A 25,563-nucleotide genomic window follows, 5' to 3' on the forward strand; every position below is an offset into this window, starting at 1 on the left:
TTTGCCTCTAGTGAATACCTGTTCCGGGAGCTAACAGGCGCGCTGACAGCACGATACTTGTTGTATCACGCCAGAACCCCGCCTGCTGTACGGCAAGTATCATGCAAATGAATATATGAAATAAATAGAGGATGCCGTGCAAATCGGTCAGCACATCCAAACTGCCGCCAAAAATCACAACAAATTCATATATATCATAAAGATACAAGAACCTAAAACATTCTAAAAAGATTGTAAATAACATAAAGCCACAATGGGTTGATACCATTGTGGCTTAACAGGCAGGGAGGTTGGGTCAGCATGAGGTCAGGAAAAGCCATGACTTAACGCCATGACCTAAAGCAATGACTTAACAACCGTGACTCACAAACGTCTTTGTACGAGGACTTTCACACATCACGCTCGAGCCATCACGGCCAAGACGTACTCCGGGCAACCATCACCCGGAAACAACTAGCAGGTTGGGCTGATTGACAGCTTACGCCGGCTCGGCACCTTTGGGGAATAGAGTTCCACCAGCGCTTCCTCAACCACCTCGGGAAACTCAACTTGCTCCCACAGCCGGTGCCAGAGTGCTTCGCCTTTGTGCCAATCCCCTTCCGCTATCCAGCCGGCAATCAGCATGGCCACGTCCGGCAGGTGCACCCGACCGGCACCCTCGCTATCAAGCCAGCCGCGCAAGGCAGACGGGTCCAGATAACTCATCGACTGCGCCAGCCCCATGATCTCTAAAGTCATCACATTGCTCTGCTGCTCATACTGGCCATGCAGCGGCTTAAGCAGCAGCTTTTTGCCAAGGCTGATCGCTTCAGACGGCAGCTCAAACCCGCCATTGGCAATCACACCGTGACAGCAATGCATCTGATGATGAAAAGTCGCGCGGTTGAGTTTTCGGAGACTGACGTTTTCGTATTCGTGGTCCTGTTCGACCTCGGGATGAAAACAGAAAAAATGTACCTGAGTAAAACGGGTCAACAGATCAAGCACCGCGCTGAGGTTCTCAAACGGCAAGTAGACCAACACGGAGCCATCGTTGGTGATCGGCTGGATCGAGGGCGGCACGATCGGCGGCAGAATAAACTGGTTAAAGTGGTACCAGTGCAGACCCACTTGCTGCGCCGTCGGGGCAAAAAACCGAGTGATCAGCTTATCCAGACTACTTTGCCCCTGTTTGGGAATATCCTGCAGGAACGCGTTCTGGTGACTCAGGCCAATGCTGTGGACGTTTTGCCGGCGCGCGGCCCAGGCCGAGACCGGCTCAAAGTCATTGAGCACCAGGTCATAGCGGGTTAAATCCAGCGCGTTCACATCGCGCAGGAAAGTACGCGGCTGATTATGGGTCAGGGTTTTCCACTGATTCAGCTGACCGTTTTCCGTCACAAACGTCAGCCCGGCCCGGGTCTGGTAATCACCGAACTCAGCCATGTCGAAATACTGCGTCTGCTCGCGGCCGGTAAACAGGTAGTCCACCTCAACCTCCAGCAGAGAAAATGCCCGAGCCATCTCTCTGGCGCGGGAAATGTGCCCGTTTCCGGTCCCCTGTACTCCATAAAGGATCTTCATTCACAGCCCTCTACATATTCACCAGCTGGAAGCACAGGAGACCCAGCGCCGCACCAGCTGCAATATCAGTAATATAGTGTACGCCCAGCAATACCCTCGACAGCCCGATCGCCATCGCCCAGGGCCAGATAAACCAAGCGGTATCCGGGTAATACGTGGTGATCAGCGAAGCCATCACAAACGCGGCCGCAGTATGGCCGGACGGCAGACTGTATTTGTCTGACGGCTTGATAAAACTTGGCAGGGAAACTGGGCGTGCCCGTTTGAAACTGTTTTTCAGAAGAAGGTAAACGGGCAACTCCAACGCAAAAGCCTGCAAGCCGATCAGCACCACTTCCGTGCCTTTGACAGTGTCCAGCAGCCAGACCAGCAAGGCAAACAGAAGGTATAAGTGGCCATCCCCGGTGTGTGATACCGCCCGGCTGACCTGTGCGACCTGAACATTAAAGCGGTGGCACAGGCAGCGTGATGAAACGGCATAATCGAGGCGCTGTAAGGGTGTCAGTATGGTCATCCTCGCATCCTTATCTGATTAAATCGCCACCAGAGTAAGAAAGGGATATGACAGCGCAGTGACGCTTTGACGGAAGCTCAATGACAATCTTCACGCCCGCGTTGCCCGTTGTTTTCACTTGGCACCCGGAGATGGGTTTATGCTGGTTTGACCGGATCCGCGTCGGCAAAAACCAGTGAACTCCACTGGTTTTTGCAAACCAAACAGAACTATTCACTGAATCGAACTGAACATAAAATAAACATGAAATTAGTAGTTGACGCTCAGCCTGTCTGTTTGGTATTCATTTGTTAACCAATTACTCGGATAATATTGCAAACATGAAAATGCGTTTCTCATCAATTCTCCTAAGCCTCCTCCTTATCGTGACCAGTTCGCGCGGGTAGCTTATGGGTGAGAAACAACACCACTAAGAATTCACAAAACCCGCGCAATATGCGCGGGTTTTTCGTATATGAGGCCGGCGCAAGCGGATGCAGACCAAGCCATTACAGGCAGGCCAATAAAAGGAAGCAGCTATGAACAATCAGGTCATCATTTTCGATACCACTTTGCGTGACGGCGAACAGGCGTTGTCCGCCAGTCTGACGGTCAGGGAAAAACTGCAAATCGCTTACGCACTGGAGCGCTTGGGGGTCGATGTTATTGAGGCCGGGTTCCCCGTTTCCTCGCCGGGTGATTTTGAATCGGTGCAGACCATTGCCAAGCACATCAAAAACAGCCGGGTCTGCGCCTTGTCCCGCGCCGTCGCCAACGACATTGATGTGGCCGCCGAATCCCTGAAAGTGGCCGAAGCCTTCCGAATTCATACCTTTATTTCTACGTCAACCATCCACGTACAAGACAAACTGCGCCGCAGCTACGATGACGTCATCGAGATGGGCGTCGCAGCAGTGAAGCGTGCCCGCAAGTACACTGATGATGTCGAGTTTTCCTGTGAAGATGCTGGCCGTACACCTATCGATAACCTGTGCCGGATGGTGGAAGCAGCCATCAATGCCGGGGCCACGACAGTGAACATCCCGGACACCGTCGGCTATACCCTGCCTAACGAATTTGGCGGCATCATCACTCAGCTATTCAACCGCGTGCCGAATATCGATAAAGCCGTGATTTCTGTGCACTGTCACGACGATCTGGGCATGTCAGTAGCCAACTCCATGGCTGCGGTGCAGGCAGGTGCCCGCCAGGTTGAAGGGACCATTAACGGTATTGGTGAACGGGCCGGTAACTGTGCGCTGGAAGAGATTGCGATGATCATCAAGACCCGCGCCGAGTTTCTGGGGGTCGATACCGGTATCAAACATGACGAGATCTCACGGACCAGCAAGCTGGTCAGCCAGCTGTGCAACATGCCGATTCAGGCCAACAAAGCGATTGTCGGTGCCAATGCCTTCAGCCACTCGTCCGGTATCCATCAGGACGGCATGCTGAAGAACAAGAACACTTACGAAATCATGACGCCGGAATCCATCGGCCTGAAAAACCAGGCGCTGAACCTGACATCCCGCTCCGGCCGTGCCGCCGTGAAAAGCCACATGGACACCATGGGCTACAACGAGAACGAATACGATCTGGATACCCTGTACGCCGACTTCCTGAAACTGGCAGACCGCAAGGGTCAGGTGTTCGACTACGATCTGGAAGCGTTGATGTATTTTGCCAACCTGCGTGAAGAAGACGATTTCTACAAGCTGAACTACCTGAGCGTTCAGTCCGGCAGCGTGATGGCGACCACCAGTATCAAACTGCAGTGCGGGGATGAAGAAAAATGTGAGGCCGCGGTCGGTAACGGCCCGGTCGACGCCCTGTACCAATGTATTTACCGCCTGACCGGCTACGAGATCGTGCTGGATAAATTCGACCTGACCGCCAAAGGTGAAGGGGAAGATGGCCTGGGCCAGGCCGATATTATTGCCAACTACAAAGGCCGTAAGTACCACGGTACCGGCCTGGCTACCGACATTGTCGAGGCCTCAGGTCAGGCATTGCTGCATGTGATCAACAGCATCCACCGCGCAGAGCAAATCGAACAAATCAAACAAAAATCCCATATGGAGACAGTATAACCATGGCAGGTACTTACAATATCGCCGTTTTACCGGGTGACGGCATTGGCCCGGAAGTCATGCAGCAAGCCCACAAAGTGTTGGATGCCGCGCAGGAAAAATTCGGCTTTACCCTGAATTGCAAAGAATACGATGTCGGTGGCATTGCCATCGACAACCACGGCTGTCCGTTACCAGAAGCGACCCTGAAAGGCTGTGAAGCGGCAGACGCGATCTTGTTTGGCTCAGTCGGCGGCCCGAAATGGGAACACCTGCCACCCAATGATCAGCCGGAGCGCGGCGCGTTGCTGCCACTGCGCAAGCATTTCCAGCTGTTTTGCAACCTGCGTCCGGCGCAAATTCATGCGGGTCTGGAGCGTTTTTCCCCGCTGCGAGCTGACATTTCCGAGCGTGGTTTTGACATCGTGGTGGTGCGCGAGCTGACCGGCGGCATTTACTTTGGCCAGCCAAAAGGGCGCGAAGGGTCAGGGCCGGAAGAAAAAGCCTTTGATACTGAGATCTACCACCGCTACGAGATTGAGCGCATTGCCCGGATCGCGTTTGAATCAGCCAAGCTGCGCGGCAAAAAAGTGTGCTCGATTGATAAAGCGAACGTGCTGCAAAGCTCAATTCTGTGGCGTGAAGTGGTGGAAGAGATTGCCAAAGACTACCCGGACGTGAGCCTGAGCCACATGTACATCGACAACGCGACCATGCAGCTGATCAAAGACCCGGCGCAATTTGACGTCATGCTGTGCTCCAACATTTTCGGTGACATCATTTCCGATGAATGCGCCATGATCACCGGCTCAATGGGGATGCTGCCTTCTGCCAGCCTGAACCAGGACAAGTTCGGCATGTACGAGCCAGCAGGCGGCTCAGCACCGGATATTGCCGGTAAAAACATCGCCAACCCGGTAGCACAAATTCTGTCGGCAGCACTGATGCTGCGTTACAGCCTGGGCGAAGAGCAGGCAGCTCGCGCGATTGAACAGGCCGTTTCACAGGCGCTGGAAGCCGGCGAGCTGACCGCCGATCTGGCCGGTAACAGCCCGGCGCTGAGCACCAGCGAAATGGGTGACCGCATCGCCCACTATATTCGCCAGGCCTGAATCGCCCGGACATTATAAAAACAGGGAGCAAACCACAATGTCGACAACTAACGCGCCAGAGACACAAGCGCCAAGGACGCTTTACCAGAAAGTTTACGATGCCCATGTCGCCGTCGCGGCCGAAGGCGAAACCCCGATCCTGTATATCGACCGTCACCTGGTGCATGAAGTCACCTCACCGCAGGCCTTTGACGGCCTGCGCGAAAAAGGCCGTCCGGTACGCCAGGTCGGCAAAACCTTTGCCACCATGGATCATAACGTCTCAACCCAGACCAAAGACATCAAAGCCTCCGGCGAGATGGCCCGGATCCAGATGGAAACGCTGGCCAAGAACTGTGAAGAGTTCGGGGTCACTCTGTACGACCTCAACCACAAATATCAGGGTATCGTGCACGTGATGGGGCCGGAGCTGGGGATTACCCTGCCGGGGATGACCATCGTGTGTGGCGATTCCCACACCGCCACTCACGGCGCCTTCGGCTCGCTGGCTTTCGGCATCGGCACCTCCGAAGTTGAGCACGTTTTGGCGACTCAGACCCTCAAGCAGGCTCGCGCCAAGACCATGAAAATCGAGGTCAAAGGCAAAGTGGCACCGGGTATCACCGCGAAAGATATCGTGCTGGCGATCATCGGCAAAACCACCGCCGCGGGCGGAACCGGTTATGTGGTCGAATTCTGTGGCGAGGCGATCACCGACCTGTCGATGGAAGGGCGGATGACAGTATGTAACATGGCGATTGAGCTGGGTGCCAAAGCCGGCCTGATCGCGCCAGACCAGACCACGTTCGACTACGTCAAGGGCCGACACTTTGCCCCGACCGGCGCTGACTGGGATGCTGCAATCACCTACTGGCAGACCCTGAAAACCGATGCCGAAGCCACATACGACGCCGTGGTCACTCTGAATGCCAAAGACATCAAACCGCAGATCACCTGGGGAACCAACCCGGGCCAGGTAATTGCCGTGGACGAGCCAATTCCGTCTCCGGCTGACTTCAGCGACCCGGTTGAAAAAGCCTCCGCGGAAAAAGCACTGGCCTACATGGGGCTGGAAGCCGGCAAAAAGCTGTCTGATTTTTCAATCGACAAAGTCTTTATCGGTTCATGCACCAACTCACGCATTGAAGACATGCGCGCTGCCGCGGCCATTGCTAAAGGCCGTAAAGTCGCCCCGAACGTTCAGGCCCTGGTGGTACCGGGTTCAGAGCAGGTGAAAGCGCAGGCCGAGCAAGAAGGGCTGGATAAGATCTTTATTGAAGCCGGTTTTGAATGGCGTCTGCCGGGCTGCTCGATGTGTCTGGCGATGAACAACGACCGCCTGGGCCCGGGAGAGCGCTGCGCATCCACCAGCAACCGTAACTTCGAAGGCCGTCAGGGCCGTGATGGCCGCACGCACCTGGTCAGCCCGGCCATGGCTGCCGCCGCGGCGTGTGCCGGCCACTTTGTCGATATCCGCGAACTGGAACCAGAAGCTGCGACAGTATAATCAGAAGGAACGAAAGTAATGACAGGATTTAAACAACATACCGGCCTGGTAGTTCCTCTGGATGCTGCCAACGTGGATACCGATGCCATTATCCCGAAGCAGTTTTTGCAGAAAGTCACCCGTACCGGTTTCGGCAAGCACCTGTTTCATGACTGGCGTTTTCTGGATGATGCCGGTGAACAGCCGAACCCGGGCTTTGTCATGAACGCGCCGCGCTATCAGGGTGCCAGCATTCTGCTGGCGCGGGAAAACTTCGGGTGCGGTTCATCCCGTGAGCACGCCCCGTGGGCGCTGGCCGATTACGGCATCAAAGTGATGATTGCACCGAGCTTTGCTGACATTTTCTACGGTAACTCGATCAACAACCAGATGGTACCGGTTCGCCTGAGCGAAGCAGAAGTCGACGAACTGTTCCAGTTTGTGGCTGCGACCGAAGGGGCAGAAATCACAGTGGATCTGGAAACCATGACCGTCAGCGCGAACGGCAAACAATATCACTTTGAGATTGACGAGTTCCGCCGTCACTGCCTGCTGAACGGCCTGGATAATATCGGCCTGACGCTGCAGCACGAAGACAAGATCGCCGAGTATGAAAGCCGAATTCCGGCCTTCCTGGCGTAACCTTCAGGAACATCACACACCGCCTCATCAGCCCCGAGCTTGCTCGGGGCTGTTTCGTTCCGGCCCCTGTTCGCGGTGTCAGCCGGTATCACCAGGGAGCGGGCATGCCACAACGTTCGAGCCCTGAACAGCCATACGCAAACAGAGCGTACAAACAGACAACACAAACAAGAACAAGAACAGGAACAGTGGAAAAACGTCGGGAACGTGGAAAGATATCAGCGATTCGCCGGTCATCTACACTTGATCACGTCACATCTGTATACAAGGACATCCCATGCGTTTGCTCATTGCCTTAGCCCTGCTCCTGCTGTCGAACGGCAGTATGGCCGCCCCCAAAGCCGACCTCTGGCCGTACTGGCAGGCCAGCCAACCCACCAGCAGCACCGCCATCGACCACAGCCGCTGGCAGCAACTGTTGGATAAGTATCTGGTGGTTTCCCCCCAACAAACCCTGTTCCGCTACCGTCAGGTCAACGATACCGATCGCTATGAACTGGGCCACTACCTGCGTGATTTGGCAGGGCAGGATCCCCGTCGGCTGAACCGGAATGAGCAGTTCGCCTACTGGGTCAATCTCTATAACGCCATGACCGTGAAGCTGATTCTGGATAACTACCCGGTCTCTTCCATCACCAAGCTGGGCGGCTTGTTCAGCTTCGGACCGTGGGACGAGACGCTGATTACCATTGCCGGTCAAAAGCTGACCCTCAATGACATTGAGCACCGGATCCTGCGCCCTATCTGGCGCGATCCACGCATTCATTACGTGGTCAACTGCGCCAGTCTGGGCTGCCCGGATCTCCAGCCGCAAGCCTTCACCGCCGCCAACCATGACGCGCTGCTGGAACAATCCGCCAAGCGTTTTATCAACAGTCGCAAGGGCGTGGCAGTTGAACAGGATAAGGTGCGCCTGTCCTCAATTTATGACTGGTACGCCAGCGATTTCGGCAATCTGAGCCAGCTGCAGGCACACCTCAATCAATACCGCCAACAACCGGTGCAACTCAATCACGTTCGCTATGACTACAACTGGGCGCTGAACGAAGCCCGCTGAGGCCCTCTTATGCCCCTCGCGGCAACCACGGCGAGTGAGCGGAGGCTCCCAGCAGTATCAGGGGTAGCAACCGGGCGCAGCGCAGATTACAATAGCGCCTTGTTCTCATGGGGTGTCTGGCACCGTTCCGGACTGAGATTGCGGCAGCAAAACCCACAGAACCTGATCCAGTTAGCACTGGCGTAGGAATTGAGACCCCGATAGTTTGCCTTATCACGGCAGCATGAGGCTGCCAGCTCTCAACCCTGTGCCCCTAATTTCCCCTCTCTTGCCGGATGCAAGCGTATCAGGAGCGTACAGTGAATAAGCTACTACCTATTTTGACCCTTTCTCTCGCCGCGGGCACCGCCTGGGCCGATGACAACACCCTGACGGTATACACCTACAGCTCCTTTGCTTCGGAGTGGGGACCGGGACCGGCTGTGGAAAAAGCCTTTGAAGCCGAATGCGGCTGTAACCTGGAATTCGTGGCCCTGGATGACGGAGTATCAATCCTGAACCGGGTGCGTCTGGAAGGAAAAAACACCAAGGCCGATATTCTGCTGGGTCTGGATAACAACCTGATCAGCGAAGCCAAAAAAACCGGCCTGCTAGCCGAGCATCACCTGACCATGCCGGCACTGGCGCTGCCAACTGGCTGGCAAGACAGCACATTCGTGCCTTTTGATTATGGGTATTTTGCCTTTATCTACGACAGCAGCAAGCTGAAGAATCCGCCGAAAAGCCTTGATGAACTGGTTAAGCGTGACGATCTGAAGATCATCTATCAAGATCCACGCACCTCCACGCCGGGCCAGGGTCTGATGCTGTGGGTGAAATCAGTCTACGGTGACAAAGCCGGTGAAGCCTGGCAGCAGCTTGCCAAGAAAACCGTCACAGTCACCAAAGGCTGGTCAGAAGCCTACAGCATGTTCCTGAAAGGGGAATCTGATATGGTGCTGTCCTACACCACCTCGCCGGCTTATCACCTGATCGCGGAAAACGACGCCAAATACAAGGCCGCGGATTTCAGCGAAGGCCATTACATGCAAGTTGAAGTTGCCGCCAAGCTGAAGGGTAGCGATAACCAGAAGCTGGCCGATCAGTTCCTGGCCTTCATGCTGAGCGACACCTTCCAGCAGGTGATCCCAACCGGTAACTGGATGTACCCGGTCACCCAGCAAGCCCTGCCAGCAGGTTTTGAGCAGCTGACGCTGCCCGCTAAAGCGCTGGAATTCACGGCCGATGAGATCGCGACCCAGCGCCGCAGCTGGATCCGTGAATGGCAACACGCTCTGACTCAGTAAACAGGCACGTAATCTTGACACATCGCACCACCCCAATGCCCGGCCTGATCACGGCCGGGTTGATCAGCCTGTTAGTACTGGGCGCGCTGGGCGCCCTGATCAGCCAGGCCAGCGACCTGCAATTCACCAGCCTGTGGCAGGATCCGTATCTGCGCCATGTCACCCGCTTCTCCTTTTGGCAGGCGTTCCTGTCGACCCTGTTCAGCGTGCTGCCGGCCATTCCGGTCGCCTACGCCCTGTCCCGTCGCCGTTTTCCCGGCAAGGCTATGCTGCTCAGGCTATTTGCCATGACGCTGGTGTTGCCGGTATTGGTGGCGGTCTTTGGCCTGCTGGCGATTTACGGCAACAACGGCCTGCTCACCCAGTGGCTGGTGTCGCTGACCGGTGACAAGCCGTTCTCCATTTATGGTTTGCAGGGCATCCTGCTGGCCCACGTCTTCCTCAACCTACCGCTGGCCACCCGCCTGCTGCACCAGTGTCTGGAAGGCATTCCCTATGAACAGCATCAGCTGGCCAGCCACCTTGGCCTGTCGAGCTGGCAGAGTTTCCGTTTCGTTGCCTGGCCGCGTTTGCGCCAGCAGCTCCCCCATGCTGCCGGGCTGGTCTTTATGCTGTGCTTTACCAGTTTTGCGGTCATCATGGCACTGGGTGGCGGCCCCAAGGCCACAACCATTGAGCTGGCGATCTATCAGGCGCTGCGTTATGACTTCGATCTGGCTGGCGGAGCCCTGCTGGCACTGTGGCAAATGCTGCTGTGCTGCAGCCTGGTGCTGCTAACCCAGCGTCTGGCCAAGCCGCTGGCGACCTCCAGCCAGTCCACCGGAAAACCGCGTCCAGATGAGTTCGACAGCCTGGCCAGCAAGGTCTGGGACTGGTTCTGGCTCAGCCTGGTGTTGCTGCTGGTACTGCCACCGCTGCTGGCGGTGATCAGTGCCGGGCTGAACCCGCAAACCCTGACGTTGCTCCAGGATCCCTCACTGTGGCAGGCGATCAGCCACTCGCTGCAAATCGCCCTTGGCTCTTGCCTGCTGGCCCTGCTTGGCGGGATCGCCATTCTGCTGACCAGCCGCCAATGGCGATTGCATCGCGCCCGATGGCGGGCGGATGGCCTAGAGCTGATCGGCACCGTGATCTTGGTTACCCCGGGGCTGGTGATCAGCACCGGCCTGTTCCTGCTGCTGCGCCAGTTTACCGATGCCTTCGGGGCGGCATTCTGGGTGGTGGTTGCGGTCAACGCCCTGATGGCGCTACCGTATGTGCTGAAAACCCTGAGCCAGCCGATGCTTCATGTCGCCCTGCAGTATGATCCGCTGTGCCACAGCCTAGGCATGCACGGCCTGCGCCGTCTGCAGTTGGTCGAATGGCGCGCGCTGAAAAAACCGTTGTCGCAGGCAATGGCAATCGGCTTTGTCCTGTCGCTCGGTGATCTGAGCGCCATCGCCCTGTTCGGCAGTCAGGATTTCCAGACCCTGCCTCTCTATTTGCTGCACCTGCTGGGCAGCTACCAGATGGATGCTGCTGCGGTAGCAGCCCTGATCCTGTTACTCCTGAGCCTCGGGCTCTTTACGCTGGTTGAAAAACTGCTGATTCGGACACCTTCATGCTGACCCTGACCCAACTGAGCCACGCTTACACTGACCCGATGCACCGCGATCGCACGACCCAACTGTGCTTTGACTTGCAGGCTGACAAGGGAGATATCGTCGCCCTGCTCGGTCCGAGCGGGGCTGGCAAAAGTACCCTGCTGGCGATGGTTGCCGGTTTTCTTGAACCGGACAGCGGCAGCCTGACCATCGACGGCCAACCGGTTATCGGCGTCCCTCCAGCCCGGCGTCCGTTGTCGATCCTGTTTCAGGAGCACAACCTGTTCCCGCATCTGACGGTCTTTGAAAATATCGGTCTTGGCCTGCATCCCGGCCTTCAGCTCAGCCGAGAGGAAAAAGAGCAGGTCGTGATCGCGGCGGCCCGGGTCGGGTTACAGAGCTATCTCGATCGCCTGCCGGAACAGCTGTCCGGTGGCCAGCGCCAGCGGGTTGCGCTGGCACGCTGCCTGATCCGCCAACGGCCGCTGCTGCTGTTGGATGAGCCTTTCTCCGCCCTCGACCCGGCACTGCGCAACGACATGCTCCAGCTGGTCCAGAAACTGGCACGCGAGCAGCTCACCACCGTACTGATGGTCACGCACAGTCCGGAGGACGCACTGAAAATCGCGGATAAATGTGCCTTTATCGAACAGGGGGAAGTGCGGGTGTTTGGGCCTGCCCAACAAGTGCTGGGCAGGCCGGAAGATAAAAAACTGAAGCAGTATCTGGGCGTTTAGCCCATGCTGTGATGCTGGTTGCGGCCAGTAAGATCCGGCTGACAGGAGAACCGGTTTTCTCTGTGATATTCGCTCATAACCGGTTCATCCTTCGCTGTCAGGCAGCCAGCCCCTGCCACCGGCTCAGAGGTTTTCCTCAGCAAATTCAGCCAGGCGGCTACGGACAACGCCATTCAGATAAATGTTGGCACTGCCCTCAAAATTCTTGAATCGTTCAACGATATACGTCAGCCCTGAGGTCACGGGCGACAGGTAACTGGAGTCAATCTGTGCCAGGTTGCCCGAGCACACCAACTTGGTTCCTTCCCCACAACGGGTAATGATGGTCTTGATTTGTGAGGCGGAAAGGTTCTGGCACTCATCCAGCAGCACAAATGCATTCTGGATAGAGCGTCCCCGCATGAAGTTAATCGATTTAAACTGGATGTTGGCTTTGTCGTAGATGTATTTCATCGACCCATCGGTACAGACGTCGTTTTTATGCAACGCTTCCATGGTATCGGTGACCGCCGCCAGCCAAGGCAGCATTTTTTCTTCTTCGGTACCCGGCAGATAACCTATCGATTCGGCGATCTCCGGCGTGTTGCGGGTGACGATGATTTTGTCGTACATCCCTTTTTCAATGACCTGCTCCAGCGCAGAAGCTAGCGCCAGAATGGTTTTCCCGCAGCCCGCCGGGCCAGTCAGGATCACCAGATCAATACTCGGATCCATCAGTGCATCGAGCGCCATGCCCTGGTAGATGTTTTTCGGATGGATCCCCCACGCCTGACGGTGCATCAAGCGCTCACGGCCAATGTCTTTGAGGGTCACGCTGCCGTCTTCAATTTCCTGTACCCGTCCCGCAAAGTCGCTGTCCTTGTCCAGCAGATACTGATTGATAAATGGCGCTTCAAACAACTCGGCAGGTAAGGTATGCAGCGTCGAGCGGCCGCTTTTTTCCGAGTAGCACTCGCCCACTCGCTCCCAGAAGCTGCCGGGGAACTCATAGAACCCTTTGGTCAGCATCCGCACATCATCAATCAGTTGGTCTGAGCGGTAGTCGTCGACGAAATAAACCCCGGCACCTTTGGCCCGCAGCCGCATGTTGATGTCTTTGGTGATCAGTACCACTTCCCGTGGCGCGTAGTGGGATTGCAGGAACAGCACCCCGTTGAGAATCCGGTTGTCACCGGCCTTGTCGGCAAAGGCATGCACCGTTTCCGTGACTTCATAGTCGGCGAAGATAGCGATTTTGCCCAACGACTCGCCATGGCGGCTGATCGGGATCCCCTCGGCGATTTGTTCGGGGGTGGCATCGTGGAAAATGTCTTCCAGCGCCCGGATGGCGACTCGGGCGTCACGGGACACATCACGTTTGGTATCTTTGATCCGATCCAGTTCTTCCAGCACTGTCATCGGAATGACGACATCGTGTTCTTTGAATGAATAGATGGCGAGGGGTTCATGAAGCAGAATATTGGTATCAAGTACAAAGACTTTCCTTTCAACTTCATCCATAAGTACCTCCTTGGTAACAAATCGGCGGCAGTGATGCCGCATTGCGTCAGTCTCAGCCAAACAGCCTCTGACACTATTAAAGACCGGAGATAATGAAATAAATGTGACAGCCTCCTTATCCTCTTTTCTTCGAACTTTGACCGTGACCTTGCTCACGGCTTGCAGTAACATTACTCGCCTTTTTTACCGGTGCAGATTCTGGCTACACTTATATACCGATTGGCCGCGTTCGACAGCCGGCGTGTCACTTCATGGTTATTATATCTTTGAGTGTAGTCTATAAATGCTGAGGCATCGGCTTCGCATTCTCCTTAATTTCAAATAATTAGAAGGTTTTAACCACTATGCCATTTGCTTTGGGTCAACGTTGGATCAGTGATACTGAAAGTGATTTGGGTTTGGGAACCGTTGTTGCCCTGGATGCAAGAACGGTCACCCTGATGTTCTCGGCCAGCGAAGAGAACCGCCTCTACGCCCGCAGTGACGCCCCAGTGACCCGCGTAATGTTCAATGTCGGTGATGTGGTAGAAAGCCATGAGGGCTGGTCCCTTAATGTAACGCAGGTAGAGGAAGACCAGGGAGTCTTCACCTACGTGGGTACGCGCACCGATACCGGCGAAGAAAACGTCCAGCTGCGTGAGCTCCTCCTCAGCCACCAGATCCGTTTTAACAAACCGCAGGATAAACTGTTTGCCGGTCAGATTGACCGTATGGACCGTTTTGCCCTGCGTTACCGCGCCCTGAAAAACCAGTACGAACAGCACAAGAGCCCTTTGCGTGGCCTGTGCGGCATGCGTGCCGGTCTGATCCCGCATCAGCTGTACATTGCCCATGAAGTCGGCCGCCGTTACGCGCCGCGTGTCTTGCTGGCCGATGAAGTAGGTCTGGGTAAAACCATTGAAGCCGGGATGATCATCCACCAGCAAGTGCTGTCTGGCCGTGCCGAGCGTGTCCTGATTCTGGTACCGGAAACCCTGCAGCACCAGTGGCTGGTCGAGATGATGCGCCGGTTCAACCTGCATTTTTCCATTTTTGACGAAGAGCGCTGTGTCGAAGCCTTTGCCGATTCGGCTAACCCTTTTGATACGGCACAGCTGGTTCTTTGTTCTCTGGATTTTCTGCGCAAAAGCCGTCGCCGTTTCGAGCAGGCGCTGGACGCCAGCTGGGATCTGATGGTAGTCGATGAAGCGCACCACCTGGAGTGGAGCGAAGACAAGCCAAGCCGCCAGTACCAAGTGGTTGAAGCGCTGGCCGACAATACCCCTGGGGTACTGCTGCTGACCGCGACCCCGGAGCAACTGGGTCACGAAAGCCACTTTGCCCGTCTGCGCCTGCTGGATCCGGATCGCTTCTACGATTATGAATCTTTCGTGGAAGAAGAGCGCCAGTACGCCCCGGTGGCGGACGCAGTCTCGCGCCTGCTGTCGGGTGAGAAACTGGACAATGACGCCAAAAATGCCTTGGTCGAGCTGCTGCCGGAACAGGATATCGAGCCGATGCTGCGCATTCTGGAAGCCGGTGATATTGATGCCGAGCAACAGAACGTGGCCCGCCGCGAGCTGATCGACAACCTGATGGACCGTCACGGCACCGGCCGGGTTCTGTTCCGTAACACCCGTGCCGCCATCAAAGGCTTCCCGCAGCGTCACCTGAACATGTACCCGCTTGCGCTGCCGACCCAGTACCAGACGGCAATGCGCGTAGCCAGCATGATGGGCGGTGCCATGACCGACGAGCAGAAGGTCGCCAAGCTGCTGTACCCGGAAGATATCTATCAGGAGTTCGAAGGCGATTCGGCGACCTGGTGGCAGTTTGACCCACGGGTGAATTGGCTGCTGGACATGCTTAAAGCGAACCGTCAGGAGAAAGTCCTGGTGATCTGCTCCCGCGCCCAGACGGCACTGACACTGGAGCAGGCGCTGCGTGAGCGGGAAGGCATCCGTGCCACCGTGTTCCACGAAGGCATGTCGATCATTGAGCGTGACAAAGCCGCCGCCTACTTTGCTCAGGAAGAAGACGGGGCTCAGGTTCTGCTGTGTTCAGAAATCGGCTCGGAAGGCCGTAACTTCCAGTTTGCCAACCAACTGGTGATGTTCGACCTTCCGGGCAACCCGGATCTGCTGGAGCAGCGTATCGGTCGTCTTGACCGTATCGGGCAAAAACGCGATATCGAGATTCATATCCCGCACCTGCAGGGCACCTCGCAGGCACTGCTGGCACGCTGGTACAACGAAGGCCTGAATGCCTTTGAAGAAACCTGTCCGACCGGCCGGGCGATCTACGATGCCTTCAGCAACGATCTGATCACCCTGCTGGCCAGCGACAAGCCGGATGGCGAAGCCCTGGAAGCGCTGATTGAAAAGAGCGCCACCATGCACCAGACCCTGAAAGCCAAGCTGGAGCAAGGCCGCGACCGCCTGCTGGAAATCCACTCGAACGGCGGCGACAAAGCCCATGCGCTGGTTGACGAAATTGCTGCCAAAGACGGCGACACCAATCTGGTGACTTTCGCGCTTGGCCTGTTCGACACCATCGGCCTGAATCAGGAAGACAAGGGCGAAAATGCCATCGTGGTCACCCCATCAGAACACATGATGGTGGCGAGCTACCCGGGCCTGCCGTACGACGGTTGCACCATCACGTTTGACCGTGACACGGCTCTGGCACGTGAAGACATGCACTTCATCAGCTGGGAGCACCCGATGATTCAGGGCGGTATCGACCTGCTGCTGTCTGAAGGTGTCGGCACCACCGCCGTCTCGCTGCTGAAGAACAAAGCCCTGCCGGCCGGTACCCTGCTGCTGGAACTGGTCTACGTGGTGGATGCACAGGCACCGAAACAGTCCGGTATCGGCCGCTTCCTGCCACAAACTCCGATCCGTATCCTGCTGGATGCCAAGGGCAACAACCTGGCCGCCAACGTGGCGTTTGAAGGCTTTAACCGTCAGCTGAGCCCGGTCAACCGTCATTTGGGCAGCAAGCTGGTGAATTCAGTGCAAAAAGAGATCCACACCCTGATCGAATTTGCAGAGAAAGCCGTGGTGCAGGAGCTGGAAACCATCCGCCGTGATGCCCAGACCGACATGGAAACCCGTCTGCGCAGCGAACTGGATCGTCTGCAGGCCCTGAAAGCTGTCAACCCGAACATCCGTGACGACGAGCTGGACCAGATTGACAGCCAGATCAACGATCTGACCGGCTACATTGCCAAGGCTCAGGTACAGCTGGACTCGCTGCGCCTGATCGTGGTCAGCCACGGCTAATCTCAGCCGATTTCGTTCCCAGGCCGCCGGTGACCCCGGCGGCTTTTTTGTCTCCGCTCGACAACCATTGGGCGCACTCATCAAGTGTGCTATCATCGCCGCCCTTCTCCATCCCGATTGACCATAACACCAGGTTTCCGATGAGCAAACTGCCAGAGCTTGATTACAATCCGCCTAAAGATCCGTGGCTGGATATTCTCTACCTCGATGACGACATTATTGCGGTCAACAAGCCGTCTGGCCTGCTGTCCAATCCGGGACGAGATCCGGCCTTTCACGACAGCATTTATGCCCGGGTGCTGGCGGATTATCCGGACTCGCATATTATTCACCGGCTCGACATGGCCACCTCCGGCCTGATTGTACTGGCACTGAACAAGCACAGCGAACGTCAGCTCAAAGCCCAGTTCCGCGAGCGTCAGACCGAGAAGGTCTACTACGCCCGTACCTGGGGAGAAATTGCCCAGGACGAAGGCACCATTGATCTGCCGCTGATTTGTGACTGGCCAAACCGCCCGAAGCAGAAGGTCTGTTTTGAGGACGGCAAGCCGTCAGTCACCCATTATCAGGTGCTCCAGCGCAGCAATAACAGTTCACTGGTACGCCTGCGTCCGATAACCGGTCGCTCACACCAGCTGCGGGTTCACCTGCTGGCTATCGGCCACCCGATACTGGGCGACCGTTTTTATGCCGAGGAAGAAGCCCAGGCCATGGCCAACCGCCTGCAGCTCCACGCAGCCGAGCTGAACTTTTTCCATCCGCGCAGCGGCGAGCCGATGCACCTGTTCGCGCCATGTGATTTCTACCCGGACGCACCGCAGCGCACCCTTGCGCCGCTATCGTTTGATATCTGACGTTTGATATCTGACGTCTGATATCTGGCGTCGGGTATCTAACCGTCTGAGATCTGATTTCGGCACACAGGACTTGAGCCTGACGGGGAGGTTAGTGTTAACTAGCAGACACTAACCTCATTGGAAAAAGCCGAACGTATGGAAACCATAGTCTTTCTCGACAGGGATACGATTCCTGCCCACATTCATTTGCCACAACCCGTTTTTACCCATCTGTGGCAGGCTTTTCCAGCCACAGCCCCCGAGCAGGTGGTGCACCGGCTGCAAGACGCCACCATCGCCATCACCAACAAAGTCGTCCTCAGTGCCGATATCCTGCGCCAGCTGCCGCAACTGAAAATGATTGCAATCGCAGCGACCGGAACCAACAACGTCGATCTCGACTACTGCCGCGAGCATGGCATCGTAGTCAGCAATATCCGCGACTATGCCACCGATTCCGTCCCTGAACATGTTATTGCCCTGATGTTTGCCCTACGCCGAAACCTGCTGGGCTACCACCGTGATGTCCAGAACGGCGTCTGGCAGGAAAAGGGACAATTCTGCTTTTTTACCCATCCCATCGGCGATATCCGGGGTGCCACGCTGGGCGTGATTGGTGCCGGCAGCCTGGGTAAAACGGTGGCCGGGCTGGCGAAAAGTCTGGGCATGAAAGTGCTGTTTGCCGAGCACAAAGGTGCCGCGCAGTGCCGTCCCGGCTACACCCCTTTTCACGACGTACTGGCACAAGCCGATGTCATTACCCTGCACTGCCCGCTGAGCGATCACACCCGCAACCTGATCGGCCAGCCGGAACTGACACAGATGAAGCCCAGTGCCCTGCTGATCAATACCGGACGAGGTGGACTGGTTGACGAGCAGGCGCTGGTTGAGGCGCTGCAGGACGGGAAACTGGCCGGTGCCGGTATCGATGTCTTCACACAGGAACCAGCTCCGGCTGATAACCCACTAGTAGTAAGCAGCCACTTACCAAATCTGATTCTGACCCCGCATGTTGCCTGGGGATCCGACAGTGCGATTCAGACGCTGGCGAACCAGCTGATCGACAACATCACGGCCTTTGTTGAAGGTCGGCCACAGAATCAGGTGTAATTCAGGCGCCCACATGATCAAGAGGCCTATCGCGTCAGAAGCATTTCGCCTCGGGAGTGTCGGGCACCTTAATCAGCGGCACCAAACGTAAAGGACATCCAGCGCAACGGCCAGAACGGACAAGTAATCACAGCGGGAAACGAATCAGAATAAAGGAAAGGAAATCAGGCCGAACAACGGCGAAACGCACACGCAGCACTGCAGGAACAGCAGGGAAAGGTGAGCAGGTACTTACCATTGCAGTAAGTCCTGCTCAGACAGAGATGGCGACTATTTAAAGCCTTTGACCTTGCGGATCAAATCGTATGCCGCCTGCAGTTCCTGCGTCTTTTGCTTGGCCAGTTCCATCATCTCAGGCGGCAGCCCCTTGGCAGCCAGCTTATCCGGGTGATGTTCATTCATCAGTTTACGGTAAGCGCGTTTAAGCTCCTGCGATGTGGCCGTGTCTTTGACACCGAGCAGCTCGTAAGCATCTGCCAGCTGATCGCGGCTGGGTGCCTGCCGGAAACCGCCCTGCTGATACTGATGCTGGTATTGCCCCTGCTGAAAGCGGAACGCCGCTTCTTGCATGTGCAGACGTTGTTCCAACTGCTGCGGCGAGAACCCCAGCAGACGGGCGATAGTATGCAGCAACTGACGCTCGCTCGGATGCAGGTTACCGTCCGCAAACGCGGCCTGAATTTGTAACTCCAGGAAAAACTGCAGCAGATCAGCGCGGCCACCACTGCCCTGGCGTACCCGCATCAGGATGTCTTCCAGCGGGAAGTCTTCGGATTTCCCTTCGCGGAAGGCATCCTGAGCCTGACGGCGGGACTCGCCATGCAGTCCCATGCGGTCCATCAGCAGGCTGGCTACCCGGATTTCATCTTCTGTGACCCGGCCTTTGGCTTTGGCCACATGGCCCATAACCGCAAACGCGGCATGGAAGAACGCGGCCTGACGTTGGGTATTGCTGCCCTGACCGGCACCGAAACCACCAAAACCGCTGCCGTAATAAACATTTGCGCGAGCTTTATCGAACTTATGGCCTAAAAAAAGACCTAACAACAGACCAAACGGCCCACCAAGGAGGAAACCAAAAAATGCCCCTAAGATTTTGCCCCAAACCTGCATTCGCTACTCTCTGGTAATTTGCTAAATTTTTTATACTTGACCCGATACAATAACGCCAAAAGATGCTGTCGGGTAGAATTTGCATTATCATAGCTGGCATTTACCGGGAATGCTTGCCCAAACCCGGCCAGTAATCATCAATGCGCTAAAAACTTTTAATTACAGGAACGTTTAGTTAGATGTCATCCAACTCCCGCAGCTTATTGGCGACTCTGATCAGCCTGGCACTCTTCGGCCCGTCGATGACGTATGCCGACCCAGCGACTCATTCCGACACCAACGACAAATCTGCGGTCAGTGATGAAAACGATGAGCTGGCGATGGTACGTGGCGTTTGTCTGGACCCGAGCCAACGACCGGCAGACCCGAATAACGAACCGATCCGCGTCACGGCCGATCGGGCCGAGGCGGTCAACGAAGCCAGTGTCACCTACTCCGGTGATGTGGTCGTGCGCCAGGGCAACCGAACCGTCGCCGCCGACGTCGCGACGCTGCACCAGCCTGAAAACAAAGTCATCGCCGAGGGTAACGTCTACTTCCACGACGGTGCCATCGAAGTATATTCCGATCGGATCGAGAGCAACCTTGATACCGAAGACTCCCAGATGGACAACGCGGTCTACAACATGACCTGCGAAGCCGGTCGCGGTGAGGCCGAGCGTGTCACCAAAAACGGCATTTCCTACTACCGTCTTAAAAACGGCACTTACACCACCTGTCCGCCGGGCGACAAAAGTTGGCAGTTCTCCGCGACCAGTATCGAGCACGAAAATGACTCGCCGTTTGCCGATTTGTACAACGCCCGTTTTGAAGTCGCCGAAATTCCGGTGTTCTACCTGCCGTACCTACGTGTGCCTGTCGGCAAAGAGCGTCTGACCGGTTTCCTTTATCCGTCGGTCAGCTACGGCTCACGGGACGGTTTCGAGGTTGAGACGCCGTTCTACTGGAACATCGCGCCCAACTACGACATGACGATCACGCCGAAGTACATGATGAACCGTGGCCTGCAGCTCAATTCCAAGTTCCGTTACCTGACAGAACTGGGCTCCGGCAGCCTGAGCGGGGAATACCTTGGCGACGATAAAGACGCTCAGGATAACGATCACCGCTGGGCCTTTAACTGGTCGCATACCGGCATGTACAACGCCCACTGGCTGTTTAAGGTGGACTACAGCAAGGTCAGCGACCCGACTTATTTCTCGGATATCGATTCCAGTATCGGTAAACGTGAAGACAACAACCTGCTGCAGACGGGTGAAGTGTCGTACCGCGACTACAACTGGGATTCCACCCTGCGGGTGCGTAACTTCCAGCCGTTGACGCTTGGCGTGTCATCGAACTACAAGCTGATGCCACAACTGGAAGCTAACTACTACCAGACAGATATGCCATACGGTCTGGACTTCCACCTCAACGGCCATATCAGCCGCTTCGACAACGATGACCCGGATAAGCCAACGGCAGATCGGGTTCACCTCGAACCGACGCTGACCCTGCCGTACGCCACGCCGTGGTGGTCGGTGACCTCAGAAGCCAAACTGATGTACACCTATTACAATCAGGAATTCGACCCGAGCAGCCAGGAACTGATTGATAAAGGGCTGGAGCTGGAAGAAAGTGTGTCCCGCACCATCCCGAGTATCCGTCTGCACTCCGGCTTGTATCTGGAGCGCGATACCAGCTTCTGGGGCGATGGCTACACCCAGAGCCTGGAGCCGCAGGTACAGTACCTGTATGTGAAGGACGTGGATCAGTCCGGCATCTACGATGCGTATGACACCACCCTGATGCAGACCGACTTCTACGGCCTGTTCCGTGACAAGCGCTACTCGAGCGTGGACCGTATTGCTGCCGCGAACCAGTTCACGGTGGGGGCGAGTTCCCGCTTCTTTGACAGCGACTACGTCGAGCGCTTCAACATTTCCGTCGGCCAGATCTTCTACCTCAACAATGCCGGCCGGAACCTGCAGAGCAGCAATGAGTCATCACCGAACTACTCCGCCACCGCGTTGGAGTCCGATTTCAACTATGACGACTGGCTGTTCTTCCACGGTGGCCTGCAATACGATGCCAGCAAGAAAGATCTTCAGTTTGCCAACGGGGCAATCGAATACCGTGAAGGCGCGGTCTTCAGCCAGCTGAACTACCGCTTCATCTCGAAAGAGTACCTGCTGGATAACATCCTGGATGAAGATCAGCTGAACCGCTACACCAAAGACGGTATCTCCCAGCTGGGCTTCTCCACCGGGTTCCCGATTTATGATGGCGTGACGCTGCGCGGTGACTACTACCACGACCTGAACGAAAACCAGATGCTGGAAGGCCAGATCAGCCTGAACTTCCGCACCGCCTGCTGGATGATCAGCCTGGGTTACAACGAGTACCTGAAAACCCGTGCTGACGTGACCCGCGATGCCGCGGAATACGAGCAGAACTTCAGTATTTCGTTCAGCCTGATCGGCTTGGCCGGTGCGCCGGCGCTGGGCTCTGTTGGTAACAGCAACGCCATCAGCTATGGCCGCCCTTTCTATCTGAATAATTAAGAGACCAGCACCGGAAAGCCCGCTTTCCGGTGCCCAGACAACGCGCCCCGGCGCAACATGGATAAGATTATGAAAAATTGGAAGTCTAGCCTGCTAGGAATGGCGCTATTGGGCCTTTCGGCAGGCAGTTTTGCTGCCCCTCAGGAGCTTGACCGGGTAGTGACCATCGTCAACAACAACGTGATCCTGCAGAGCGATGTCAACAGCATGCTCAAAACCGTGCGCATGAATGCCGCCGGCCAGAATCAGCCGCTGCCGTCAGACACGGTTCTGAAAGATCAGATCATGGAAAAACTGATCATCGAAACCCTGCAGCTGCAACAGGCCGATCAGTTCGGGATCCGTATCGACGATACCCGCCTGGATCAGGCGATTGCCCAGCTGGCAGCCGAGCGTCAGATGAGCATTCCGCAACTACAACAGGAACTGGCCAGCTTCGGGATCAGCTACCCGGAATTTCGCGAGCAGATGCGCCGCGACCTGACAGCCAGCGAGGCTCGCACCATTCAGGTACGCCGCCGCATCAATATCCTGCCGCAGGAAGTCGATACCCTGGCAGAGCAGTTGAGCCAGCATGAACAACAGGGTACCCGCTATAATATCAGTCATATCCAGCTGCGCCTTGAAGAAGGGGCCAGTGCGGCCGAGCGCGACCAAGTCGCCAAAGCGGCTCAGGATCTGGTCAACCAACTCAAGAGCGGAGCCGACTTTGCCAACCTCGCTTACAGCTACTCCAAAGGGCCAAAAGCCCTGCAGGGCGGTGCCTGGGGCTGGATGCGCAAAGAAGAGATGCCGACGATCTTTGCCGATCAGATCGACTCTCAGGGCAACGGAGCCATTATCGGTCCGTTCCGCAGCGGAGTGGGCTACCACATCCTGAAAGTGAATCAGGTTGAAGGGCTGGAGACAGTGTCCGTCACCGAAGTGAATGCCCGCCATATTCTGGTCAAAACGTCAGTGATCCTGAGTGACGATGCCGCGAAGAAACAGCTGATGGAAGCCCGTCGTGCCATCATGGCCGGCGAGCGCAACTTTGCTGATGTGGCACAGTCAATGAGTGCTGACCCGGGCTCAGCGGTGAACGGCGGCGATCTGGGCTGGCAAACGCCGGATGTCTATGTCCCTGAGTTTAAAGACAAGGTTGAGAACCTGCCAAAAGGCAACATCAGTGAGCCGTTCAAAACCGTCCATGGCTGGCACATTGTCGAGGTACTGGATCGCCGTAATGTCGACCGTACTGACGCTGCGGTGAAGAACCGTGCATACCGCATCCTGTTCAGCCGCAAGTTTAATGAAGAAGCTCAGGCCTGGCTGCAGGAACTGCGTGCCGGTGCCTTTATCGAAAAACCGGAATACGCTAATGACCAAGGTTAAACGCATTGCCATCACGCCCGGCGAACCCGCTGGGATTGGCCCGGATCTGGTACTGGCGCTGGTTCAGCAGAACTGGCCCCACCAGCTTGTCATTTGTGCTAACGCCCAGCTTATGGTAGAACGTGCAGCCCAGCTTGGCCTGCCGGTGTCCGTGATTGATTATGATCCGGCACAGACGCCAGTGCCGCATCAGGCGGGTACCATCGTGGTGGCTAACCACGACCTGGCCGCGCCGGTCGTGGCTGGGCAACTGGACGAGCGCAATGGTCACTATGTCCTGAATACCCTGACCCAGGCCGCCGAAGGCTGCCTGAGCGGTGAGTTTGCCGCGGTCGTCACCGGCCCGGTGCACAAGGGGGTGATTAACCGTGCAGGAGTCTCCTTCAGCGGTCACACCGAGTTTTTTGCGCAGCAGGCTGACACCGCACAGGTTGTCATGATGCTGGCAACAGAAGGACTGCGAGTTGCTCTGGTGACGACGCATATACCTCTGTCCTGCGTGTCGAAAGCCATCACCGCAGAGCGCCTGCAGCAGGTCATCCGGATTCTGCATGCCGATCTGGTCAGCAAATTCGGTATCGACCAGCCGAAAATTTACGTATGCGGCCTGAACCCGCATGCCGGTGAAGACGGCTGTCTGGGCACCGAGGAGATCGATGTGATCAACCCGGCGCTGGAGCAACTTCGCCAACATGAAGGCATGGATCTGATCGGCCCGTTACCGGCTGACACCATCTTTCAGGAAAAATATCTGGCCGATGCCGACACGGTGCTGGCCATGTATCACGATCAAGGGCTGCCAGTGCTGAAATACAAAGGCTTTGGTAAATCTGTCAACATTACGTTAGGCCTGCCCTTCATCAGAACTTCAGTAGATCATGGTACCGCACTGGAACTTGCCGGTACCGGACAGGCGGACACCGGTAGCCTTTGGACAGCGCTATCGCACGCCCTTGAATTGGTAGAAAAGAACAAACATGAGCAGCGATAATGTTCACCTAGGCCACCGCGCCCGAAAACGCTTTGGTCAGAACTTCCTGAACGACCCTTACATCATTGACGGCATTGTGTCGGCCATTAACCCACTTCCGGGGCAGAACCTGGTTGAGATCGGCCCGGGTCTGGGCGCCCTGACAGAGCCAGTTGGCAAGCAGGTGGACAAGTTCACTGTCATTGAGCTTGACCGCGACTTGGCGGAGCGTCTGCGCCACCATCCGGATCTGGCCGCTAAGCTGACCATCCATGAAGGCGATGCCATGCGCTTCGACTTCACTCAGCTGATCAAAGAAAACAACAAGCTGCGTATTTTCGGTAACCTGCCGTACAACATCTCCACGCCGCTGATGTTCCACCTGTTCACTTTCCACCAGCATGTGCAGGATATGCACTTCATGCTGCAGAAAGAAGTAGTCAACCGTCTGGCTGCCGGACCGGGCAGCAAAGCTTATGGCCGCCTGACCGTCATGGCGCAGTACTACTGTAGAGTGATGCCGGTACTGGAAGTACCACCGTCAGCCTTTAAACCGGCCCCGAAAGTGGATTCTGCTGTTGTCCGCCTGACACCGTACGAAACACTGCCACATCCGTGTACTAACCTTAAATGGCTGGACCGTGTCTGCCGTGAAGGGTTCAACCAGCGACGTAAGACCGTGCGTAACTGTTACAAAGCACTGCTGACAGAAGAGCAACTGGTCGAGCTGGGTGTCAATCCGGGCACACGCCCTGAAAACCTGACTCTGGAACAATTTGTTGCCATGGCCAACTGGCTGGATGCCAATCACAAGGCCAGTTAAGCCACTGCCTACCACATGTTGATC

At 56.2% G+C, this 25,563-nt stretch carries 21 protein-coding genes and 1 riboswitch; of the genes, 15 read left to right on the plus strand and 6 right to left on the minus strand.

All coding sequences use genetic code 11. The features are described from left to right. Window positions 1–7 precede the first annotated feature (7 nt). From C9I92_RS22330 to C9I92_RS22340, 3 genes are all read right to left on the minus strand, one after another. Window positions 8–244, minus strand: coding sequence for a hypothetical protein (locus tag C9I92_RS22330; protein WP_047883701.1), 237 nt, complete (start codon window positions 242–244; stop codon window positions 8–10). Window positions 245–453: 209 nt separating this feature from the next. After that, the gene (locus C9I92_RS22335) at window positions 454–1,563 is read right to left on the minus strand and encodes an MJ1255/VC2487 family glycosyltransferase (protein WP_047883700.1); all 1,110 of its coding nucleotides are present in this window, start codon (window positions 1,561–1,563) and stop codon (window positions 454–456) included. Between the two features lie 10 nt (window positions 1,564–1,573). Further along, a complete protein-coding gene (locus C9I92_RS22340; RefSeq protein ID WP_047883699.1) occupies window positions 1,574–2,077 on the minus strand; it encodes a phosphatase PAP2 family protein in 504 nt (167 codons plus the stop codon). Between the two features lie 518 nt (window positions 2,078–2,595). Here C9I92_RS22340 and leuA point away from each other — a divergent pair. The 8 genes from leuA (at window position 2,596) to thiQ (ending at window position 12,007) form a co-directional block, all read left to right on the plus strand. Continuing rightward, on the plus strand, window positions 2,596–4,146 hold the full coding sequence (gene leuA / locus C9I92_RS22345) for a 2-isopropylmalate synthase (protein WP_047883698.1): 1,551 nt from the start codon (window positions 2,596–2,598) through the stop codon (window positions 4,144–4,146). A gap of 2 nt (window positions 4,147–4,148) precedes the next feature. Beyond that, window positions 4,149–5,237 carry a 3-isopropylmalate dehydrogenase gene (leuB, locus tag C9I92_RS22350; protein ID WP_047883697.1) on the plus strand — a complete coding sequence of 363 codons (1,089 nt, stop codon included), beginning with the start codon at window positions 4,149–4,151 and terminating at the stop codon, window positions 5,235–5,237. 37 nt (window positions 5,238–5,274) lie between these two features. Next, window positions 5,275–6,723, plus strand: a complete 1,449-nt coding sequence (gene leuC / locus C9I92_RS22355; protein ID WP_047883696.1) for a 3-isopropylmalate dehydratase large subunit — start codon at window positions 5,275–5,277, stop codon at window positions 6,721–6,723. Window positions 6,724–6,741: 18 nt separating this feature from the next. Beyond that, complete coding sequence (leuD, locus tag C9I92_RS22360) at window positions 6,742–7,344, plus strand: 3-isopropylmalate dehydratase small subunit (RefSeq protein WP_047883695.1); 603 nt, start codon at window positions 6,742–6,744, stop codon at window positions 7,342–7,344. A gap of 277 nt (window positions 7,345–7,621) precedes the next feature. Beyond that, window positions 7,622–8,401 (plus strand): DUF547 domain-containing protein, encoded by a 780-nt coding sequence (locus tag C9I92_RS22365; protein WP_047883694.1) that lies wholly within the window; start codon window positions 7,622–7,624, stop codon window positions 8,399–8,401. A gap of 98 nt (window positions 8,402–8,499) precedes the next feature. Then, window positions 8,500–8,608, plus strand: a riboswitch (TPP riboswitch). A 68-nt stretch (window positions 8,609–8,676) separates the two neighbouring features. Next, entirely contained in the window at window positions 8,677–9,687 is a 1,011-nt protein-coding gene (gene thiB / locus C9I92_RS22370) for a thiamine ABC transporter substrate binding subunit (RefSeq protein ID WP_047883693.1), read from the plus strand. Window positions 9,688–9,722: 35 nt separating this feature from the next. Next, window positions 9,723–11,294 (plus strand): thiamine/thiamine pyrophosphate ABC transporter permease ThiP, encoded by a 1,572-nt coding sequence (thiP, locus tag C9I92_RS22375; RefSeq protein ID WP_211263817.1) that lies wholly within the window; start codon window positions 9,723–9,725, stop codon window positions 11,292–11,294. Continuing rightward, a complete protein-coding gene (thiQ, locus tag C9I92_RS22380; protein ID WP_084712447.1) occupies window positions 11,288–12,007 on the plus strand; it encodes a thiamine ABC transporter ATP-binding protein in 720 nt (239 codons plus the stop codon). The genes thiP and thiQ overlap by 7 nt, the downstream gene beginning before the upstream one ends. A gap of 123 nt (window positions 12,008–12,130) precedes the next feature. Here thiQ and C9I92_RS22385 read toward each other — a convergent pair whose 3' ends face one another. Continuing rightward, window positions 12,131–13,507: a PhoH family protein gene (locus C9I92_RS22385; protein ID WP_047883691.1), complete on the minus strand. Its 1,377-nt coding sequence runs from the start codon at window positions 13,505–13,507 to the stop codon at window positions 12,131–12,133. 344 nt (window positions 13,508–13,851) lie between these two features. Here C9I92_RS22385 and rapA point away from each other — a divergent pair, with 344 nt between their 5' ends. Further along, window positions 13,852–16,770, plus strand: a complete 2,919-nt coding sequence (gene rapA, locus C9I92_RS22390; RefSeq protein WP_047883690.1) for an RNA polymerase-associated protein RapA — start codon at window positions 13,852–13,854, stop codon at window positions 16,768–16,770. Here rapA and C9I92_RS25495 read toward each other — a convergent pair. Continuing rightward, on the minus strand, window positions 16,757–16,900 hold the full coding sequence (locus C9I92_RS25495; protein ID WP_157038301.1) for a hypothetical protein: 144 nt from the start codon (window positions 16,898–16,900) through the stop codon (window positions 16,757–16,759). The genes rapA and C9I92_RS25495 overlap by 14 nt on opposite strands. Before the next feature lie 10 nt (window positions 16,901–16,910). Between C9I92_RS25495 and rluA the strand changes: the two genes are divergently transcribed. Together rluA and C9I92_RS22400 are read left to right on the plus strand one after the other, a co-directional pair. Beyond that, window positions 16,911–17,624 carry a bifunctional tRNA pseudouridine(32) synthase/23S rRNA pseudouridine(746) synthase RluA gene (gene rluA / locus C9I92_RS22395; RefSeq protein WP_047883689.1) on the plus strand — a complete coding sequence of 238 codons (714 nt, stop codon included), beginning with the start codon at window positions 16,911–16,913 and terminating at the stop codon, window positions 17,622–17,624. A 138-nt stretch (window positions 17,625–17,762) separates the two neighbouring features. Beyond that, the gene (locus C9I92_RS22400; protein WP_047883688.1) at window positions 17,763–18,716 is read left to right on the plus strand and encodes a D-2-hydroxyacid dehydrogenase; all 954 of its coding nucleotides are present in this window, start codon (window positions 17,763–17,765) and stop codon (window positions 18,714–18,716) included. Between the two features lie 270 nt (window positions 18,717–18,986). Here the strand turns inward: C9I92_RS22400 and djlA are convergent, their stop codons facing one another. Further along, window positions 18,987–19,829: a co-chaperone DjlA gene (djlA, locus tag C9I92_RS22405; RefSeq protein ID WP_047883687.1), complete on the minus strand. Its 843-nt coding sequence runs from the start codon at window positions 19,827–19,829 to the stop codon at window positions 18,987–18,989. 179 nt (window positions 19,830–20,008) lie between these two features. Here djlA and lptD point away from each other — a divergent pair, with 179 nt between their 5' ends. The 4 genes from lptD to rsmA all read left to right on the plus strand — a co-directional run bounded on the left by lptD (window position 20,009) and on the right by rsmA (window position 25,539). Then, complete coding sequence (gene lptD, locus C9I92_RS22410) at window positions 20,009–22,372, plus strand: LPS assembly protein LptD (RefSeq protein WP_047883686.1); 2,364 nt, start codon at window positions 20,009–20,011, stop codon at window positions 22,370–22,372. A 69-nt stretch (window positions 22,373–22,441) separates the two neighbouring features. Next, a complete protein-coding gene (surA, locus tag C9I92_RS22415; RefSeq protein WP_047883685.1) occupies window positions 22,442–23,746 on the plus strand; it encodes a peptidylprolyl isomerase SurA in 1,305 nt (434 codons plus the stop codon). Continuing rightward, window positions 23,733–24,737, plus strand: a complete 1,005-nt coding sequence (pdxA, locus tag C9I92_RS22420) for a 4-hydroxythreonine-4-phosphate dehydrogenase PdxA (RefSeq protein ID WP_047883684.1) — start codon at window positions 23,733–23,735, stop codon at window positions 24,735–24,737. Before surA ends, pdxA begins: the two co-directional genes overlap by 14 nt. After that, window positions 24,724–25,539, plus strand: a complete 816-nt coding sequence (gene rsmA / locus C9I92_RS22425) for a 16S rRNA (adenine(1518)-N(6)/adenine(1519)-N(6))-dimethyltransferase RsmA (RefSeq protein ID WP_047883683.1) — start codon at window positions 24,724–24,726, stop codon at window positions 25,537–25,539. The genes pdxA and rsmA overlap by 14 nt, the downstream gene beginning before the upstream one ends. Window positions 25,540–25,563: the final 24 nt, after the last annotated feature.

This window comes from Photobacterium ganghwense, from assembly GCF_003025595.1.
Classification (GTDB): Bacteria; Pseudomonadota; Gammaproteobacteria; order Enterobacterales; family Vibrionaceae; genus Photobacterium; species Photobacterium ganghwense.